Raw genomic sequence first — 14,970 nt, 5'->3', positions numbered from 1 at the left:
ACTAATATATCTGGGATATAAAAAATTCGCTACAAATTGACTCAATTATGGTTAACGGCGCCGCTTTTTGCCGGCTGATCGGATGGCGCGCCCGAGCCCGGCTTCGCTTTGTAGACGATCACACCGACAACGTTCTCTCCGTAGACGAACTGCGCACCCGCGCGCTCCAGCGCTCGCCTCAGTCTCAAATTGAGAGCCGCCTTGGGACGAGCGTACCCGTTTTCAAAGTCATTTATGGTCTTACGCGATACTTTTGCATTCTGCCAAAGCCAAGCTTGAGTGACATCCAGGAGGGCTCGTGCCGCTTGGCATACGCAGCCTGCAAGTTGGCGTTCCTGGGGCATTGGGAGAAAGCCGGTCGCGGTCAATGGCGGCGGCTGCCCATCGCCAAAATGAAAGATTCTGATACCGCTGCTGTAATTCCAATCGTTGGCACAAAGATCCTGATCAAGATTCTGCGCGGGCGGAGCCATGCGGCGAGCCCGTTTCTGAACGCCCTTTGATGCTATCGGATTAGACATCAACACCTGCGGGCAACCGCCACTTCGCCAACTTCAGCCCGGCTGATCCTTGGCACTGGGCAAGATTCTTCTATCGATCCCAGGATTGCAATATCAGTCCTTCGAGCCCCGGCTACATCATCAACAGCCGTTCTCAGCGTTCGTTGAGGCGATCCCCCACGCTTACCGCGCTTCGACAAGGGCGGCACGTTCGCACTACTGCTTGGCTATCGCAGCGCTGGGTAACAGGTATCAGGCCGCGTTACCCGTTACCGACGCTCACTCCCTCACGACGCTCACCAGGCGCCGCGCTCTGCGTCGAGATATGATCGCATCCTGGCGAGCGCGAAAATGCTACCCTCCGCCATCATCTCGGCAGGCGAGCGGCCGTTGAAATTTTCATTCGGCTTGCTCACCCAGCCGTAGGCGCGTTGAGCGTCGCTGAACAGAATACGTAGAGCTTTGTGTATCCCCATCAGTAGCGATAGGCGCGTCGCAAGATCCCTGGTGAGCCGTGGACGACGCCCCGCTCTCCAGCGGGCATACGTTTGTTGCGAAATGCCGCCAAGAATTTCGCTGGCCATGGCGTCGCTGAGGTCCCATTTCGCGAACAGCTCGATGACAGCCCGCGCCGCTGCGGAAGCCTCCTCAGCCGTGATTTGCGGAATTTGAGGATTGGAAGCCGTGCGAGGGATTTCAAGCAGCATCGAACCGACCTGTTGTCCCCCCGAGGCTATACCATCCGGCGGTCAGGCCGCAATCGAGCGTGAACTTGTCGTGATCGTTGCCGCTAATATGAGAAAATAAGCCCGCCGTTGGGGAACGGCGGGCCTCTGACATCTGTCAGGACTTGGCGGTTCCGGTCATCACCGGGAAACTGGCTTTGCCCTCCTGTCGGTTGCGGCCGGTACATCCGCGGCAACGCATCCAACCGGAGAGCAGGCAGGTGCCACTAGTGCACCGCGCGGACAACGAGATAGGCGCTGCTTTGGTTCCCGCAAGACTACGGGCTGCGATCTTCGTCCGCTGAGGAACGGGAGCGGGCTGGGCAGCGTTCATCCTCCGCGCAAACACCTGATGGAGGCACCCATGGCGAATGACCAGAGCCCAGCAGTCGAAAGCCTCCGCAGGGAGCAAAAGTCTCAGGAGCAAGCAGAGCGGGAGCTGACCTCCGATCAGAAGCTCGAAAGGGCACTCAAGGATACCTTTCCCGCGAGCGATCCGGTTGCCCAGCAGGTTCCGATTACGCCGGGCGCCGCGGAGGAACAGAAATGATCCGCGCCGCAGTCTTTAGCCTGGCCGGCGCCTGGGTCGCCGGGAAAGTGGGTCGGGGCGAAATCCCCGAGCGGCTTGCGGTTCCTCTGACGCTTCTGGCGACACGGCTTCCAACGCCACTCATCCTCGCTGGCGCCATCCGCTACGCCTGGTACCGCATGAGCCAGGAGACGCGAGCGACGGCGACAACGGAGGGTGAGCAGCCTGAACGGCGGGCCCGCTCAGGCCCAGCGCGAAAGAGCACGCCGCGGTCTCGAAAGCCCTCACCTGAGGGGGCTGCCGATGTTTAAGGTCTGGCGGGAGATGTCGATGTTAGCATTCGAGGCGCAGCAGGCCATCTGGCTCCGAAGCATGAAAATGCCCCCGGCGGTCGCGCTGCACATCGTGAGCCAAGATTGATGGTGACCGAGAAGGTCTCCGCCGCTCAGACTGCTGTCCTGCAGGCCGCCATCGGAACGGGGCCCGCCAGTATTGCCCGGGGCTATCGACGCAAGGTCCGAGCCAAGTCAGGCGCTTGTCCAAGGAATCCGCCGTGAGCTGGATCGCCCTGGCCGGCACTCTCGCTGCGCTATGCTCGACTATCAGCTTCGTTCCCCAGGCGTGGCGGATCGTCAGGACACGCAATACCGACGCGATCTCTCCGTTGACCTACAGTTTGACCGTGACCGGCTTCGCTCTGTGGACGGCCTATGGAATCGGCTTGGGCGAGTGGCCGCTGATCGTCACGAACAGCATCTGCTTCGTGCTGTCTGCCTTCATCCTCATGATGACGCTGTTGCCCCATGCTAAGAAGGAGGCGGTGGCCGACACTGTCGATCCACGGTCCTGATGTCGGACAATCGGCTGAGGCGAGATCGGCCGCGCCAAGTCGGTGCAGAAAGCGGCCTATGTGTCCGAGGGTAGCGCGACGAGATCGTCGCCGATATCGGCGCTTCCACCTTGAATGATCCGCGCTGTGATACCGCCGAGACCCCGCACGGCATTGTATCCGCCAACGCCGAGTATCTCTTCCATTCGAGAGCACGGATGACATTCGCCCGTCGTCTCCAAGATGGCGGAGCCCAGCTTGAAGCGCTTCTCCTTGAGAGCGACCAGGTTGATACCCCTAGTAACGATATTGCGCCGCAAATCTGCGGGCAGTATCTGATCGCGGCCCAAATGACTGGCGATAGCCGCCAAGTGCTCAGCCTGGATCAAAGTGACCTGCCGGCTGCCGGCGGGGCGAATGTAACGATCGCCGACGACCCCTCTCTCAACATCGAGGTTTGCGGTCTCGATTGCCAGCATGGGCTCTCGGCGGCCGGGGCGGACACCAAGCCAAACAACCTGTCCCGATCTCACCTGTGCGTTCAAAAGCTTCGTGAGCGAGGATGAGGGGTTAAAGGGCACGGATTCTGGCCAATTTGCTGAACGGGCGGTTAGTCGCTGAAAGATATCCCTGGCTACCCCCAATACGCGTTCACGGAGTTCAGGGCGAGTTGCGAGCATCCACCCAGCCGCGCCAGCCACTATAAGCCTGATCGTTATGAAGGTCTCCGGGTGCACACCCAACATCGCGCGGGCAATCGAAACGCGCTTTCGGTAGGTTGTCAAAGAGTGCTTTTGCACAAGCAGCCGACGATCCACGCCATTCGGGAAACAGTCCTGGCTCAACTCGGCCGAGCGCCCATAGGCGGAGACACGCGCGACCCGAGCTAGGGACCTTTGGATACCCACCCCAGAACCTGGCAAAGGGCGTCCAATTCCGAAACACGATCTCCGTTAACGCTCGTCTGACACTACGAGACGAAGTTGGGACCCGGCTGGCTCAGCCCGGCCACCGCGTGAGTAGTTTACGGCAACTCGATAGCAGTTTCGTCCGCAGCGCTTTGCCTCGTACAGCGCGGTGTCAGCGCGCCGATACAGGCTCTCAAGGCTTTCTCCGCCGTCGAAGCTCGCAATCCCGGCGCTCACGCTCAAGAACGCCGCAGCATCGGATGAACCATGTGAAATCCGGAGCTCCAAGATGCTTCGGACGATCTCACCGACCAGATGCGCAGTCCTACTGGCATCTAGTCCGATGATCAGGATCGCGAACTCCTCGCCGCCCAATCTTCCGACAAGGTCCTGCGGGTGGCGAGTGAACGTGGACAGGCGCTGGGCAACAAGCTTCAGCGCGAAATCCCCACGCTGGTGCCCGTAAGTGTCGTTAAAGCGCTTGAAATAGTCGACGTCCAGCACGATGAGCGCTGCCGGCGAGTTATCGCTATAGGCAGACTGGAGCGCGGCTACCGCGTGATCTCCGAAGTGGCGTCGGTTGGCGAGGCCTGTGAGTGGGTCGAGCATCGCGAGTTGTTGCAGCATGCGCCGGAGCAAGAATTTGTCACGCTGGGCATACTCCCGCAGGTACGCGCCTACAGCCCCAACAAATGCGGCGAATGCCAACATAGCCGCCAGGGTGATTGTCTCGCGAGCATAGACAACATCGAGCATGAGGAGCCCGGCTATGGCCACGCTCAGGGCGGTCGAGACTGCTGTGAACAGGCTTTGCCTGAATGTCATCCCGAGCGGCAGGAAAACGGCCATGACGATTGCGAAGCACGCCAATTCAGCGTGGGGGATTCCCCTCACCTTGTAGACGTTTGCGTTCACGGCTGCGCCCGCCGCCACGAGGATCAAGGCGAAGAGTGACATCCAAGGATAGATGCGCCTAGCGTCAGAGGCCACCAGTAGGCCGAACGAGGTCGAGAGCACGACGAGTGTCAGCAGACGCAAGCCTGTCCCCGCGACGAAGTCCGGCCGCCAGGCTGCAATCTCAGCAGGGTAATCAAGGCGGACGAGGTCGAAGGCGCCAAACCCGATCCAGATAAGCAACGCGGTTGCAGTGCAGATCGTAGCGCTTGGCTTCTGCTCCCGACGCATCTGGTCGAGAAATTCAGCCTCCAAGAGCGGCTCGAACCGCAGCAGTCGAAAGCCCCGCGCACGCTGCTGGGCGTCCAGGCGCGAAAAGTCCGCCGCTGAGTTCGGTCTGGAAGCGCGGGCAATCGGCATGAGGCCTGCTGCGAAGGAAAGCGTCGATCCCCCGTCCTATCAACTGAGGCTCAACGATCCTTCGCGTCAATCGAGACAAGTCTAAGCACCGGTCGGGTTATTCGCTCTTGGGCGAACTAAGCGCACCTCTGGAAGTTACATGCCGCAAAATCGCTAGGATGGACCCGCAGAGATAAGGAAATGCTCAGGCCTCAAAACACCTGCAGCACCAAGCTGCTGCATCGCAGGAAAAAGGCCCACCGTCATCGCCGGCGGGCCATTTAGGAGAACCGCTGCCCGATCGCTAAAGCGCTGCCTGAACGCGAAGGTTATCGTCGCGATGCTCCCCGCCGAGCGCGGCGGCCCACGACGCGGCAGCCGCGCCAACGAGCAGGGCGGCGGCAGAGAGGAAGGCGGTCAGGATCGCAATCTTGCGCGCGCGCTCCGCAGCCTGTTTGGCTGTTTCTTTCGCCTGCGAGAGCTTCGCATAGGCATCGTCAATACGCTTCTGCGCGTCCTGTTCACTGATGCCCGACCGTGCCGCCAGCCTGGAAGCAAGATAATCGCGATCGCCCTGCTCGATCTTGCCGTTCTTGAGCGCGTTGACGAAAATCCGCGAGGCTTCGTCGCGCTCCTGGGCGGTCGGCGGCTGCTGGCCGTTGGCGCGCATGATGTTATCGAGCGACATCGCCAGCGGATCGACATTCTGGGAAACCAGCGATGCCACGCCTGAACCGGCATTGGCGACGCCGCTGGCTGCCGTCTTCGCGGCACCGAAAAGCGACGACGTCGCGACGATAGTGATCAGAAGAGCTCCGGTCGCCCAAACGAGCAGGCCATGGGTCGCATCGCGCACCTTGCGCTCCTCGGCATTCGCATCGAAGCTTGGATGGCGCATGCGTCCAGCGAGATAGCCGCCGGCCATCGTCGCCGAAGCCATCACCCAGAGCGCCCAAAGCCCGCCAGCGATTGCAAGGGCGGTCGCGCTCGAACTCCTCTCGAAATCGGCAGAGACCATCGACAGGCCAATCGCCGAACCGAAAACAGTCATAATGGTCGAGATCGCGGTTGCTATCACCGCGCCGCCGATAATCGGCCCCCATTGTACATAGGAGCGGCTTTCCTTGTTGACGCTCACCGGAGCGACGACGACATCCGTGCCGGACAGGGACATGGCAGACTCCTACCGCAAGCCGAGGAACGACAGGATGGCCAGGACCACAACGATAAGTCCTACGATGTAGATAACGCCGTTCATTGCGACCTCCGCTGAATGAAATGTGCTGGAGCAACAGCGCCTGAGGGCATTCAGTTCCGCTGCGTGACAAAACAGTAGCTCCTCCGCCGATCCTGCGACGAAGCGGAGGTTCACCAGCGATGGTGGCGTTAACGGCAACGCTATCTGAGGCGGGCAAACCGGCACGGAAGGGACGGCATGGCCAAAACCTTTAATCCAGATCGCTTCATCACGGCTCAGGCAGCGGTCATCGACCATGCCTTGGCTGAACTGGAGGCCGGCCAGAAGCGGAGCCATTGGATGTGGTTCATCTTTCCGCAACTCCGAGGCCTCGGAGTTTCGGCAACCTCTGAGCACTACGGCCTCGCGGATATATCAGAGGCTCAGGCCTATCTCGCACATCCGCTGCTAGGCAGTCGTCTTGTCGCTTGCACAAAGGCTGTTCTCACCGTGCAGGGGCGGACACTCCACGAAATATTTGGAACGCCCGATGACATGAAATTCCGATCTTGTATGACCCTGTTCGCGATGGCTGCGGGCAGCAGGCTCCATTTATTTAACATCGCCCTGGACCGTTACTGCCAAGGGGAGGCCGACCCACGAACGGTCGCGCTGTTAGCGCAATAGCCCCGCTGCGCACCTCGTCACGAGCTCTGAGCCATTACGCGGGCCTTGAGTTACGTCCAGTTCGTCGGCCAGTGAGGTCGCCATGAAAACGACGATCAACAGCCAGTCGGAGTATGAGGCTGCCTTAGCTCGCATCGAGGAATTAACCGGCGCGCTCGAGGGCACGCCGGAGGAAAGGCTTTCATCCAGATCGTCTTGGATGTCGAAATATGGCGGGCAAAGCACAGCGCGGAACCCTTTGTGAGCTGGGGCGATTTGTAAGTCGCAGGAGGCTCACATGGCAGACGACAAAAACAACCGCGGCCCTCAGGACCGCTCCCGGATCAACCTCAGCGAAGACTATGAGGTCAGGTACTGGACCGAGAAGTTCGGCGTATCGAAAGCTCAGCTTGAAGAGGCAGTCCGCGCCGCCGGCTCCTCCGCGGAAGCCGTGGAAAAGAACTGCGCCGGAGCACGTTGGGCGGAGATTCCAAGCAGTGAGCGCCACCATCGACATTCGCCGCGACGGCGATAACTGGGTCATCGAGGGCGGATCGGCACGCATCCAGATCACCAAGCCCGCTGAAGGCCTGGTCGAGCGCTTCGTGGAAGACTGGGCTTCAGGGAAGAAGCTGGCCCCCGGAACAGATGTATCGTTGGATAGCGAGGTTTCCCGAAAGCGGCGAATCTGACACCTACGCGCTATGCCCTATCAACCGGACAACCCGCCTCATGTCTTCTCCGTCCTTGCCGGTCGCGAAGTTTCGACCTGGTCAGGAGAGTGGAAGCACGAATGCGAGGTGCGATTCCTGGCGGGCCTGCCGCTCGTGATCGGAACCGCGCGCTCGACGGGGAAAAGGACGGCATCCGCAGCATGAAAAGCATTCGCGGCGATACTGCGGTCGCGCACCTTCGCTCCGAGGTCGATCGCTATGCGATGCTCAAGAGCAAGCCCCGAGATTACTGAACGCTAGTCACGGCGCTCAATCTCTCCACGGCTATTGACGTGGACTGTGAAGCTGCGCCCGTTCACCGTCGCCGTCCCGGTCCATCCGCCATCTGAGCTGCGTAAAAGCTCCCCCACATTCGGATAGCCGCTAGACGACAGCTTCTGCCTTGCCTCTGCCTCGGTCTTTGCCGGAGCGGGTAGCATTGTCTCGGCGGGCGGAGCGTTTTGCGGCGGCCCGGTGGGTGCGATCTGGGCTTGTGCCGCACAGCAGAGGCCAAGAAAGAAAAGACCAGTTCGAAGCCACATGTCGCTCTCCATCCGAAGCGGCAATGCCTCAATCGGGAGCTGCCGGTACATCCGCGGCTCGCTCTCCGATCGAAGGCGGAAGAAGCGAGCCGGCTGGCTGGGGGGAATTAAACACCGGCTCGCTCCTGGTGGGCATCTTGGCAGAGGCTCGACCGCTATCGTCGATGGGGTGCAACAACGGTAGCGGCTCAAGAACGGACCGGTGCTGCGCGAGTTCCGCAGGCGCTCCAAAGATTCCGGACTATTCGCCAATCTTGAACACGGCGGCCTCATCCGCATCGTCGCGCAAGCCTTTGAACGAGGCATGCCGCAGCTTCCCGTCGTCGGTCCAGCCGCGCAGCGCGATTTCCGCGATCAGCTCGGGCTTGGCCCAGCGATAGCGCTTTTTGCGATCCGGCATCCTGATCGGCGCGTGCGGGATTACAAGCTTATCCATCAGCTTCCGAAGCGCGGTTCCGCTGGTTTGTGTAAACCCCGTGCCGACGCCGCCGACATAAACCAGTTCCCCGTCTCTCCGCGCCGCCAGCAACAGCCGGCCGATGCCGCCGAGCGCAATCGTCGAAGGCTCATAGCCGATGATGGCGAAGCTCTCTGACTGGATGCATTTGATCTTCAGCCAGTCGCCGCCGCGACCGGATCGGTAGGGCGCGGAGCGCCGCTTCGCGATGATGCCCTCAAGGCCCAGCTCGCAGGCACGCTTCAAGAATGCGGAGCCCTCGGCATCGATCTCCTCGCTCAGGCTGATCGACGCATGCGGTTGAGCAGCCAGTACATCGGCGAGCATCTCACGCCGCTCTGTCAGTGGCTGATCGCGCAGGTCATGGCCATTGAGATAGAGCAGATCAAAGGCATAGAGCCTGGCTTCAGCCGCGAAGCGCTTGCCCCCACGACCGCCCAGCGCCTTCTGCAGCGCGCCGAAGTCCGATGCGCCGCGCTTGTCGAGCACGACGGCCTCGCCATCGAGGATCGCGCTATCCACGCCGAGTTCCAGCGCGTCATGAGCAATCGTCGGAAAGCGGGGCGTCCAATCATGGCCGCCTCTTGTGATGATCCGGACCTGCTTACCGGCGACATGGATGGCGAGACGATATCCGTCCCACTTCACCTCGAAGGCCCAATCTTCTCCAGCAGGCGCCTTGGCAGCCAGCAATGCCAGGCAAGGCTCGATCCGGTCGGGCATCGGATCGACGAAGAGGTCGCGCTCAAGTCGCTTTCGGCGCGCCGGCCCCTTGACGGCATCGACGCCCAGCCCGGCCCGAAGAACCCGACGCGCACACATTGGACACAACCCACGCAACGAAACGAGTCGCCAACAGTCAGCGGAATGAATCGTTCCGAGGAACCGTAGGGGTGCAGCGTGGTTGGCGGATCAAAGGGAGATCCAGTCATGCCATTTGAGCACGTCACCGCCCCGATGAACTCGGCACCTGCCAACGATGTCGGCGGACATGGCATCACTTCACTAGATGAATACGAGGCCGCGACCGAGCGAGTTCGAGAACTGGCCGACTATCCAGAAGGCACGCCGCAGGCGGAAGAACTTGCTGGACTCGTACAGGCCATAATGCAGTGGGACAATGCTCACGACGACGCGACTTCATGGCAGTAGAGAGCCCCGCCCATGCCGCGCTATCGCTTTATCACCCGCAATGGCGGAGACCATGCCGTCGAAATCGAATGCCCGAACGATAAGGCGGCGCGGATCGAGGCCAGGAAGGCCTTTGCCGAAGCCGCACACGACGCTCTCGTGGATTCCGATCAGATCGAAATGACGATGACCGTGGATGAAGGCGGGCGCGTGATTTTTCGTGGGCTCTTTTCGTTTGCCGCGATGGACGTGAACTAAATCGGTGCGTCAACGCACAAACTACTAGACGGCGGAACAGATAGAACGTCTGTATCGTTTTGCGGCCTTGAGCTGGAAAAATTCCATCATGCAGGTTCTAACGCTGTGCCGGATCGATACCGATTGGGCCTTCCGCGACGTGACGGGGTCCGCTTACGGCCACTCCCCTGACATTAGGATAGTCCTTGAAACAGCGCAAAGCATGGCTCAGCGGATAGGCGCGCACGTCAAATTCACACCTGAGGCCGAGAGCCATTATCGAGCCATCATCGGACCGCGCAATGAAACGCAGACCGAACCCGCGAAACCTAATGGATTTTGGAGACGTTTGGCGATGAGGCTGTCCTCGCGCCGACTCGGTAGCGAAGGCCACTCCACCGACGGTTAATGAGTAAGCGGCGGGTTGACTTGGTCCGTCATTAAGCGCCCGATGCGCAAGCGATCTGTCGAGTTGCGACGGTTGCCATTCCTCCGTTCCCGCGTCGCACGCGGACGATCGGCACTTCTGTGAAACCGACAGTTGAGACGTACACGGCAGTTTTGCCGTGGTACGAGCGCGCTGATTTTCAGCGTTTGTGGGAGCTTGCCCACGATCGGGACGAGATGCCAAGCAACTACGATGTTTGGTATGCGTCAGCCCTGGAGGTGATGAACACGTGGCTTGCACGCGGGCGAGCACTCCAGATTGTCACGATCCGCCCAGACGAATTCCTAGACTGGCTTCGGGTTCGTGAACTTCCAAATACCGCGGCGACGCGACTGAAATACGTGGAAGAAAAAGCGCGAGGGGGCTGCGGCGCTCTGGCAGGCATCGCGACATCAGGAGCGAGCACGGCGTCTGAAGGAAACCCACGCGCCTAGTCGCTCTCCTTTTTGAACTTCAGTGAAGCGCGGTAAACTTCCTGGCCGGCCTCATTCTCGACCCGCGCCCTCAGATCGAAGCGATTGCCATCCGGCAGCTTATCTTTGGCCATATCGGCCAGGGCTCGCTGGGCATCCTCCTTGGCGGCTTTCTCATCGGGAAAATCCAAGGGCTTCTCGTCGCGGTCGACCCGGTTCCCATCTTCGGTGGTGAAACGAAATTTCGGCATGGGCGTCCTCGCATTTTCGGAGAAATGCAGAATTGGCCGGCCGGGTTCCTAGTTTTGGCACGCAACGCGACGGGGAACTCTGCACCCATGCGACTCGTTCGGCGTCTAGCCTCCCTGTTGCGTAAGGTGTTCCCATGGTTGCCCTGAGAAAGCCGGTCGAACTAGCGGCCCGTCGTCAGAGCCCTGTCAGGCGCGAGCTATATCGTGAGCGATGCAAGGATGGCGACGGGAACCGCTACACGGTCATCGTCTGGCGCGAGACGCCTGACACAAGCCTGACCTCCTACTCGTTGGAAGACGGTACGCCGGTTCACTACGAGGACGAGTGCTATTTCCTCATCGAGCCCACCCGTCAAATGCTAACGCGGTGCGACGACTAAGGTGCTTTTATCCGTCGATGAAGACGACATTAGAGCGAGCTTTCGAACTGGCGCGCTCCGGGCGGGTTGAAACGATCAGAGCATTGCAGCGCGTCCTCGCGGACGAAGGTTACACGGCCAAGCAAATCAATGGTCCGGTACTTTTCGAGCAGCTTCGAAAGCTGATGAAGGCCGCGAAAGCCTCCGAAGGGTGCGGGCGGTCTAATGACTGACGAGCCGTATCGGCTGCGGCTGACATGGCCGAGCGAAGACGAGAATGATTATCTCGTTCTCGATCCGCAGGCGAACATCATAGGCAGGATCTACAGAGAGGTTGCCACATCGCAGGGCCGATGGCTGTTCTTCGTCGGGCCGGGCAACCTGCCAAGGCGCGCTGACTTTCATGGCTATGTCGATAACCTCGACGAGGCGAAGGCTCGCTTCAAAGAGCTATGGCCTCGGTATCGCGAGCAGTGGTCTGAGGAACGCTTAGAAGCAGCCCTGGCGCAGCAGCGCGCGGCATGGACATCTGGGAACTAGGTCATGCCATGAAAAGGGGACCAGCATTCGCCAGTCCCCTTCCGCGTGGTTTCAGGCGCGACACTGAGGGGCCACGCGCCGCACAAACGATGCTTGCGCCGACAGAGTTCCCGAGAACAACGTAGGGTACGCGGCCGGTCAATACGCGTTATGTGGAGGAACTGGTCCACCGGTCGCCAGTTGATCTCCTGACCGGGTTAGGCCGGTCTCCCAAACCTCAAACCCGAGATTCCCCGGTGTCGCCGGGGAGCAACCTATGGAGAGAGATATGGCTAGCAACAATTTTGCCGACGACCCGAAGAAGGCCTCTGAAGCGGGCAAGAAGGGCGGCGAGAACAGCCACCGTGGCCAGCAGTCACAGCAGTCCTCTGATCGCTCGCAGTCGGGGTCGCACGACAACCAACGCGGCGGCTCCGGAAACTTCGCCAATGACCGTGAGCGCGCTTCTGAAGCCGGTCGAAAGGGCGGGCAGTCGTAGCAACTAACCTCGCTCTGTCGAGCGTGCGAATTTGGGTGGGGCGAGTCCTTCGGGCTCGCCCTTTTTCCTGCCGGAAAGCTACCGTTTCGCGGAAGCACCCTTCTCTTCCAAGCTCAAAAACTTGGAGGTGACAGAAGGCAGGTTGTCGCCCAGCCAAGTAGCCATCGCCATTTCCTCAGCAAGAATGCGCTGGCAAACTGCGGCGGTCTCCTGGTCGCCACAGGCTTCCGCCGTCGCGATGAGAACCTGGTATGCGGCAATCTCCATGTGCTCGAAGGTGTAGCTGGCCATCGACCCCTTGATGACCTCGTCATCCATGACGGCGCCGCCGAGCCCCTGACCCATCGCAGCAAACTTGCCCATCAGATCCTTGAGTGTGGAGGTGTCACCGCCCCGCCGCTCGATGCAGGATTGCAGCATGTCGCTCTGACGGCGGGTTTCCGCCAGATGCTCCTCGATCTTTGCCTTCAGATCAGGAGAGCTCTCGATGCGGCTGGCCTGAGCGGTGAGCATCGTTTCCGCCTGCTTTTCCATGGCGTGAGCATCCCGCAGCCATGCAAGAAGTCTGTCTTCCTCGTCGTCATCGGATCCTCCTTTGCCTTGTGACATCGAAACGAGCCCCGAAAGCGCGGGGTTCCGGCAGCGAAATAGTTGATTGACCGAGTAAGCCCCGGTTCGGGGCAGCCGGCCACAGGCTGATCCCGTAGCAGCAAATCAGGTTTCACTCCGAGGGCTTCCGGCCGCGCTTTTTCCGTCTCGCTTCGGCGGCGGCCTCCGAGGTGGACATTTGGCGCAGCTCTTCGGAAGAGTGTTTCTCCGCAAGCTCGCGAGCCTTGCCGCCGAGTGAAACGCCGCTATCGCGTCCGGCAAGGGCCGCGGCAGCCACGGATCGCTCTTCAATTCCCAGTCGCTTGGACATGACGTTCCCCAGGAAGCTCGTGTTGCGCGTACCCTGCGGTCGCGCCGCGGACAGGCCACCCCCGCAGGGCGGCCGTCGCAGATTACTTCTGGCCGCCTTTCTTGCCAGCTTCGGAGGCGCGCCCACGGTCATTTGCAAAGTTGCCGGATCCGCCGCGCTCGCCGCCCTGTTGGCCTCGATCACCGCCGCTGGCCTGCTGCTGATTGTTGCCGCCGTGGCTGTTCTCACCTCCCTTGCGTCCTGCCTCTGAAGCGAGATCATGGTCCTGCGAGAAGCTGCGCTTTTCCGCTGGCACGCTCTGGCCGCCCTTCGACCCGATACCGCGCTGCTTATCATCGTCCATGGAGCCGAAGCCGCGCTTGTCGCTGTTGTTTGTCATCGCAAACCTCCATTCACTTGATTTCAGGAATGAACCCGAGGGCTCATTGACTGAACAGGCGTGGAGAAGCGCAGTTCAAGTTATTTTGCCTTCGTGCGCTTCCGCACCGTCCATTGCCAATTTCCGCTGCTCGGAACTCCAGCCGTTGATGCTCGTTAGCAGCGCGGCCGCCCTGTAAGTTGGAGGAACTGGCAATGGCAATTTCGGAGCTTTTCGAGCAGCCCGTCATCATTCTGACAGGCCTCGGCCATCCCACGACCGTCTCGTCCAGCATGGAAGCCTATATGTTTCTGGCCGATTGGCCTGTTTGCAAACAGGACGCTTGCCATCGGTTCATCATGGAGACCTGCTTGGCGTCCATCCGTAGCGACGGAGATCTCGACCTGGCTCGCGCGCTCTTCGCTTCGTGGTGCGACCAGAATGACATTCTTGCCCCTGCCATGCTGGAAGTCCCCCGCCAGCAAACGACAGGCTCGGGCAACCGGCTGGCAGTAACAGCGTAGGACAGATTTGGAGCAAAAATGACTGACGAGCTCGATCGAGAAGCTCAAGTGCGCACTATTGCTTACGAGCTATGGGAAGGTGACGGTCGGCCTGTAGGCGCGGAACTTCGCCATTGGGATGCTGCACGGGAAATCCTCGCTAAGCGTGAATTGACAGCTTTGGGCGAAGACCCGACGCTTATGCCTAGCTCAGCAGCTGCACCTGAGTCTGAAACTTACGCCCGGCCTGCGGCTGGCGAGCCCGCATTGTCGATGGAAGGGCAAGCGGCCGCCCCCGCATTGAGTGAGCAGAAACGTCCGGACAAAGCTCCGCGGCGCCGCAGCAAACCTGCGTGACGGAATGCATACGGCGTAGCTGCAGTGATGGAAGTTCAGCGAGGTCGAAGCTTGCTAATGATATGGCGCCAGGAACCTTCGTGAAGTTCTGAGCGTTGCCGCAGCACGGTTCATAAAAAAGGGGCTGACAATGCGTTCCATCCTTCTGTGGCTCGTCGGAGTGCCGATCCCGATCATTATCTTGCTGTGGTTCTTCATGCGGTAGCGGGCTGGCGCAATCGAGCGCCAGAAGCCCGTATTGGCCACGCCTTGAATGCGCCTGCGGTCATCCCGAGCAACCTGATGTCAGACAATAGTGAAGAGACGAGATCGGGCGGCAACCCCGAGGGTCTGGTTGTCCGCTTGCTTGAGATCATCGCAGCGGAAGGTTTGATCAAACCCGAGCTTTTGGATTCCCATGCGAAGGTCGACGAGATTGGGTTCACAATCGACGACCTGACATTGATCGGCAATGCGGTCGAACGCGAGTTTGATTGCGACATGATGCCGGACGAAGCGATGCAGCAATGCCGAACCATCCGGGAACTCGTGCTGCTGATCGGCCGGCGGATTCAAAGCTCAGGGGCTGGCGAATGATGTTCAAAGTGTTGGCCGGAACCGATGATGGATGAAAATTCGCGCTTTGCGCGCCGTTTGG

Annotated in this window: 26 protein-coding genes; 16 read left to right on the top strand and 10 right to left on the bottom strand. The window is 60.3% G+C overall.

Annotation, left to right across the window (positions count from 1 at the left end; all coding sequences use genetic code 11):
• Nucleotides 1-41: 41 nt before the first annotated feature.
• Nucleotides 42-473, bottom strand: coding sequence for a hypothetical protein (locus tag AB4Z10_RS15740; RefSeq protein WP_441471305.1), 432 nt, complete (start codon nucleotides 471-473; stop codon nucleotides 42-44).
• Between the two features lie 323 nt (nucleotides 474-796).
• Nucleotides 797-1,207 (bottom strand): MbcA/ParS/Xre antitoxin family protein, encoded by a 411-nt coding sequence (locus AB4Z10_RS15735; RefSeq protein ID WP_441471304.1) that lies wholly within the window; start codon nucleotides 1,205-1,207, stop codon nucleotides 797-799.
• Nucleotides 1,208-1,589: 382 nt separating this feature from the next.
• Between AB4Z10_RS15735 and AB4Z10_RS15730 the strand changes: the two genes are divergently transcribed.
• Together AB4Z10_RS15730 and AB4Z10_RS15725 are read left to right on the top strand one after the other, a co-directional pair.
• Complete coding sequence (locus tag AB4Z10_RS15730; protein WP_441471303.1) at nucleotides 1,590-1,775, top strand: hypothetical protein; 186 nt, start codon at nucleotides 1,590-1,592, stop codon at nucleotides 1,773-1,775.
• Nucleotides 1,776-2,307: 532 nt separating this feature from the next.
• Nucleotides 2,308-2,604 carry a SemiSWEET family sugar transporter gene (locus AB4Z10_RS15725; protein ID WP_441471302.1) on the top strand — a complete coding sequence of 99 codons (297 nt, stop codon included), beginning with the start codon at nucleotides 2,308-2,310 and terminating at the stop codon, nucleotides 2,602-2,604.
• 56 nt (nucleotides 2,605-2,660) lie between these two features.
• On the opposite strand, the gene AB4Z10_RS15720 is transcribed toward AB4Z10_RS15725, so the two are convergent.
• The 3 genes from AB4Z10_RS15720 to AB4Z10_RS15710 form a co-directional block, all read right to left on the bottom strand.
• A complete protein-coding gene (locus AB4Z10_RS15720) occupies nucleotides 2,661-3,062 on the bottom strand; it encodes an MOSC domain-containing protein (RefSeq protein ID WP_441471301.1) in 402 nt (133 codons plus the stop codon).
• A gap of 474 nt (nucleotides 3,063-3,536) precedes the next feature.
• A complete protein-coding gene (locus AB4Z10_RS15715; protein WP_441471300.1) occupies nucleotides 3,537-4,805 on the bottom strand; it encodes a GGDEF domain-containing protein in 1,269 nt (422 codons plus the stop codon).
• A 283-nt stretch (nucleotides 4,806-5,088) separates the two neighbouring features.
• On the bottom strand, nucleotides 5,089-5,958 hold the full coding sequence (locus AB4Z10_RS15710) for a hypothetical protein (protein WP_441471299.1): 870 nt from the start codon (nucleotides 5,956-5,958) through the stop codon (nucleotides 5,089-5,091).
• A 261-nt stretch (nucleotides 5,959-6,219) separates the two neighbouring features.
• On the opposite strand from AB4Z10_RS15710, the gene AB4Z10_RS15705 reads away from it, so the two are divergent.
• The 6 genes from AB4Z10_RS15705 (at nucleotide 6,220) to AB4Z10_RS15680 (ending at nucleotide 7,594) form a co-directional block, all read left to right on the top strand.
• Nucleotides 6,220-6,648, top strand: a complete 429-nt coding sequence (locus AB4Z10_RS15705) for a DUF1810 domain-containing protein (RefSeq protein ID WP_441471298.1) — start codon at nucleotides 6,220-6,222, stop codon at nucleotides 6,646-6,648.
• Nucleotides 6,649-6,730: 82 nt separating this feature from the next.
• The gene (locus AB4Z10_RS15700) at nucleotides 6,731-6,892 is read left to right on the top strand and encodes a hypothetical protein (protein ID WP_441471297.1); all 162 of its coding nucleotides are present in this window, start codon (nucleotides 6,731-6,733) and stop codon (nucleotides 6,890-6,892) included.
• 33 nt (nucleotides 6,893-6,925) lie between these two features.
• Nucleotides 6,926-7,162 carry a DUF3606 domain-containing protein gene (locus tag AB4Z10_RS15695; RefSeq protein ID WP_441471296.1) on the top strand — a complete coding sequence of 79 codons (237 nt, stop codon included), beginning with the start codon at nucleotides 6,926-6,928 and terminating at the stop codon, nucleotides 7,160-7,162.
• The gene (locus AB4Z10_RS15690; protein ID WP_441471295.1) at nucleotides 7,125-7,319 is read left to right on the top strand and encodes a hypothetical protein; all 195 of its coding nucleotides are present in this window, start codon (nucleotides 7,125-7,127) and stop codon (nucleotides 7,317-7,319) included. The genes AB4Z10_RS15695 and AB4Z10_RS15690 overlap by 38 nt, the downstream gene beginning before the upstream one ends.
• A 12-nt stretch (nucleotides 7,320-7,331) precedes the next feature.
• A complete protein-coding gene (locus AB4Z10_RS15685) occupies nucleotides 7,332-7,505 on the top strand; it encodes a DUF7696 family protein (protein ID WP_441471294.1) in 174 nt (57 codons plus the stop codon).
• Nucleotides 7,421-7,594, top strand: a complete 174-nt coding sequence (locus tag AB4Z10_RS15680) for a hypothetical protein (RefSeq protein WP_441471354.1) — start codon at nucleotides 7,421-7,423, stop codon at nucleotides 7,592-7,594. The genes AB4Z10_RS15685 and AB4Z10_RS15680 overlap by 85 nt, the downstream gene beginning before the upstream one ends.
• A 529-nt stretch (nucleotides 7,595-8,123) precedes the next feature.
• Here AB4Z10_RS15680 and ligD read toward each other — a convergent pair.
• On the bottom strand, nucleotides 8,124-8,987 hold the full coding sequence (gene ligD / locus AB4Z10_RS15675) for a non-homologous end-joining DNA ligase (RefSeq protein WP_441471350.1): 864 nt from the start codon (nucleotides 8,985-8,987) through the stop codon (nucleotides 8,124-8,126).
• Here ligD and AB4Z10_RS15670 point away from each other — a divergent pair.
• The 3 genes from AB4Z10_RS15670 to AB4Z10_RS15660 are packed head-to-tail and all read left to right on the top strand — an operon-like array spanning nucleotide 8,913 to nucleotide 9,728.
• Complete coding sequence (locus tag AB4Z10_RS15670) at nucleotides 8,913-9,230, top strand: hypothetical protein (protein ID WP_441471353.1); 318 nt, start codon at nucleotides 8,913-8,915, stop codon at nucleotides 9,228-9,230. The genes ligD and AB4Z10_RS15670 overlap by 75 nt on opposite strands.
• Nucleotides 9,231-9,269: 39 nt before the next feature.
• Nucleotides 9,270-9,491: a hypothetical protein gene (locus AB4Z10_RS15665; RefSeq protein ID WP_441471293.1), complete on the top strand. Its 222-nt coding sequence runs from the start codon at nucleotides 9,270-9,272 to the stop codon at nucleotides 9,489-9,491.
• A 12-nt stretch (nucleotides 9,492-9,503) separates the two neighbouring features.
• Nucleotides 9,504-9,728, top strand: coding sequence for a DUF6894 family protein (locus AB4Z10_RS15660; RefSeq protein ID WP_441471292.1), 225 nt, complete (start codon nucleotides 9,504-9,506; stop codon nucleotides 9,726-9,728).
• An 857-nt stretch (nucleotides 9,729-10,585) separates the two neighbouring features.
• Here AB4Z10_RS15660 and AB4Z10_RS15655 read toward each other — a convergent pair.
• On the bottom strand, nucleotides 10,586-10,819 hold the full coding sequence (locus tag AB4Z10_RS15655; RefSeq protein ID WP_441471291.1) for a DUF6894 family protein: 234 nt from the start codon (nucleotides 10,817-10,819) through the stop codon (nucleotides 10,586-10,588).
• Between the two features lie 584 nt (nucleotides 10,820-11,403).
• On the opposite strand from AB4Z10_RS15655, the gene AB4Z10_RS15650 reads away from it, so the two are divergent.
• Entirely contained in the window at nucleotides 11,404-11,718 is a 315-nt protein-coding gene (locus AB4Z10_RS15650; protein ID WP_441471290.1) for a hypothetical protein, read from the top strand.
• A gap of 268 nt (nucleotides 11,719-11,986) precedes the next feature.
• Complete coding sequence (locus tag AB4Z10_RS15645; protein ID WP_441471289.1) at nucleotides 11,987-12,196, top strand: con-10 family general stress protein; 210 nt, start codon at nucleotides 11,987-11,989, stop codon at nucleotides 12,194-12,196.
• Nucleotides 12,197-12,274: 78 nt separating this feature from the next.
• Here the strand turns inward: AB4Z10_RS15645 and AB4Z10_RS15640 are convergent, their stop codons facing one another.
• The 3 genes from AB4Z10_RS15640 to AB4Z10_RS15630 all read right to left on the bottom strand — a co-directional run bounded on the left by AB4Z10_RS15640 (nucleotide 12,275) and on the right by AB4Z10_RS15630 (nucleotide 13,494).
• Nucleotides 12,275-12,805, bottom strand: a complete 531-nt coding sequence (locus AB4Z10_RS15640) for a ferritin-like domain-containing protein (protein WP_441471288.1) — start codon at nucleotides 12,803-12,805, stop codon at nucleotides 12,275-12,277.
• A gap of 112 nt (nucleotides 12,806-12,917) precedes the next feature.
• Nucleotides 12,918-13,115: a hypothetical protein gene (locus AB4Z10_RS15635; protein ID WP_441471287.1), complete on the bottom strand. Its 198-nt coding sequence runs from the start codon at nucleotides 13,113-13,115 to the stop codon at nucleotides 12,918-12,920.
• 82 nt (nucleotides 13,116-13,197) lie between these two features.
• Nucleotides 13,198-13,494, bottom strand: a complete 297-nt coding sequence (locus tag AB4Z10_RS15630) for a con-10 family general stress protein (RefSeq protein ID WP_441471286.1) — start codon at nucleotides 13,492-13,494, stop codon at nucleotides 13,198-13,200.
• Nucleotides 13,495-13,688: 194 nt separating this feature from the next.
• On the opposite strand from AB4Z10_RS15630, the gene AB4Z10_RS15625 reads away from it, so the two are divergent.
• The 3 genes from AB4Z10_RS15625 to AB4Z10_RS15615 all read left to right on the top strand — a co-directional run bounded on the left by AB4Z10_RS15625 (nucleotide 13,689) and on the right by AB4Z10_RS15615 (nucleotide 14,909).
• On the top strand, nucleotides 13,689-13,997 hold the full coding sequence (locus tag AB4Z10_RS15625; RefSeq protein ID WP_441471285.1) for a DUF982 domain-containing protein: 309 nt from the start codon (nucleotides 13,689-13,691) through the stop codon (nucleotides 13,995-13,997).
• An 18-nt stretch (nucleotides 13,998-14,015) separates the two neighbouring features.
• Nucleotides 14,016-14,333 carry a DUF2934 domain-containing protein gene (locus tag AB4Z10_RS15620; RefSeq protein WP_441471284.1) on the top strand — a complete coding sequence of 106 codons (318 nt, stop codon included), beginning with the start codon at nucleotides 14,016-14,018 and terminating at the stop codon, nucleotides 14,331-14,333.
• A gap of 282 nt (nucleotides 14,334-14,615) precedes the next feature.
• Nucleotides 14,616-14,909, top strand: coding sequence for a hypothetical protein (locus tag AB4Z10_RS15615; protein ID WP_441471283.1), 294 nt, complete (start codon nucleotides 14,616-14,618; stop codon nucleotides 14,907-14,909).
• Nucleotides 14,910-14,970: the final 61 nt, after the last annotated feature.

The organism is Allobosea sp. RAF48, from assembly GCF_052114025.1.
Taxonomy (GTDB): Bacteria; Pseudomonadota; Alphaproteobacteria; order Rhizobiales; family Beijerinckiaceae; genus Allobosea.
This window is presented reverse-complemented; position numbering and strand designations above follow the sequence as displayed.

Coding starts and splice junctions, on each gene's coding strand:
- AB4Z10_RS15740 (WP_441471305.1), bottom strand. CDS start 473: ATGGCTCCGCCCGCGCAGAATCTTGATCAGGATCTTTGTGCCAACGAT.
- AB4Z10_RS15735 (WP_441471304.1), bottom strand. CDS start 1,207: ATGCTGCTTGAAATCCCTCGCACGGCTTCCAATCCTCAAATTCCGCAA.
- AB4Z10_RS15730 (WP_441471303.1), top strand. CDS start 1,590: ATGGCGAATGACCAGAGCCCAGCAGTCGAAAGCCTCCGCAGGGAGCAA.
- AB4Z10_RS15720 (WP_441471301.1), bottom strand. CDS start 3,062: ATGCTGGCAATCGAGACCGCAAACCTCGATGTTGAGAGAGGGGTCGTC.
- AB4Z10_RS15715 (WP_441471300.1), bottom strand. CDS start 4,805: ATGCCGATTGCCCGCGCTTCCAGACCGAACTCAGCGGCGGACTTTTCG.
- AB4Z10_RS15710 (WP_441471299.1), bottom strand. CDS start 5,958: ATGTCCCTGTCCGGCACGGATGTCGTCGTCGCTCCGGTGAGCGTCAAC.
- AB4Z10_RS15705 (WP_441471298.1), top strand. CDS start 6,220: ATGGCCAAAACCTTTAATCCAGATCGCTTCATCACGGCTCAGGCAGCG.
- AB4Z10_RS15700 (WP_441471297.1), top strand. CDS start 6,731: ATGAAAACGACGATCAACAGCCAGTCGGAGTATGAGGCTGCCTTAGCT.
- AB4Z10_RS15695 (WP_441471296.1), top strand. CDS start 6,926: ATGGCAGACGACAAAAACAACCGCGGCCCTCAGGACCGCTCCCGGATC.
- AB4Z10_RS15685 (WP_441471294.1), top strand. CDS start 7,332: ATGCCCTATCAACCGGACAACCCGCCTCATGTCTTCTCCGTCCTTGCC.
- AB4Z10_RS15680 (WP_441471354.1), top strand. CDS start 7,421: ATGCGAGGTGCGATTCCTGGCGGGCCTGCCGCTCGTGATCGGAACCGC.
- AB4Z10_RS15670 (WP_441471353.1), top strand. CDS start 8,913: ATGGCCGCCTCTTGTGATGATCCGGACCTGCTTACCGGCGACATGGAT.
- AB4Z10_RS15665 (WP_441471293.1), top strand. CDS start 9,270: ATGCCATTTGAGCACGTCACCGCCCCGATGAACTCGGCACCTGCCAAC.
- AB4Z10_RS15660 (WP_441471292.1), top strand. CDS start 9,504: ATGCCGCGCTATCGCTTTATCACCCGCAATGGCGGAGACCATGCCGTC.
- AB4Z10_RS15655 (WP_441471291.1), bottom strand. CDS start 10,819: ATGCCGAAATTTCGTTTCACCACCGAAGATGGGAACCGGGTCGACCGC.
- AB4Z10_RS15650 (WP_441471290.1), top strand. CDS start 11,404: ATGACTGACGAGCCGTATCGGCTGCGGCTGACATGGCCGAGCGAAGAC.
- AB4Z10_RS15645 (WP_441471289.1), top strand. CDS start 11,987: ATGGCTAGCAACAATTTTGCCGACGACCCGAAGAAGGCCTCTGAAGCG.
- AB4Z10_RS15640 (WP_441471288.1), bottom strand. CDS start 12,805: ATGTCACAAGGCAAAGGAGGATCCGATGACGACGAGGAAGACAGACTT.
- AB4Z10_RS15635 (WP_441471287.1), bottom strand. CDS start 13,115: ATGTCCAAGCGACTGGGAATTGAAGAGCGATCCGTGGCTGCCGCGGCC.
- AB4Z10_RS15630 (WP_441471286.1), bottom strand. CDS start 13,494: ATGACAAACAACAGCGACAAGCGCGGCTTCGGCTCCATGGACGATGAT.
- AB4Z10_RS15625 (WP_441471285.1), top strand. CDS start 13,689: ATGGCAATTTCGGAGCTTTTCGAGCAGCCCGTCATCATTCTGACAGGC.
- AB4Z10_RS15620 (WP_441471284.1), top strand. CDS start 14,016: ATGACTGACGAGCTCGATCGAGAAGCTCAAGTGCGCACTATTGCTTAC.
- AB4Z10_RS15615 (WP_441471283.1), top strand. CDS start 14,616: ATGTCAGACAATAGTGAAGAGACGAGATCGGGCGGCAACCCCGAGGGT.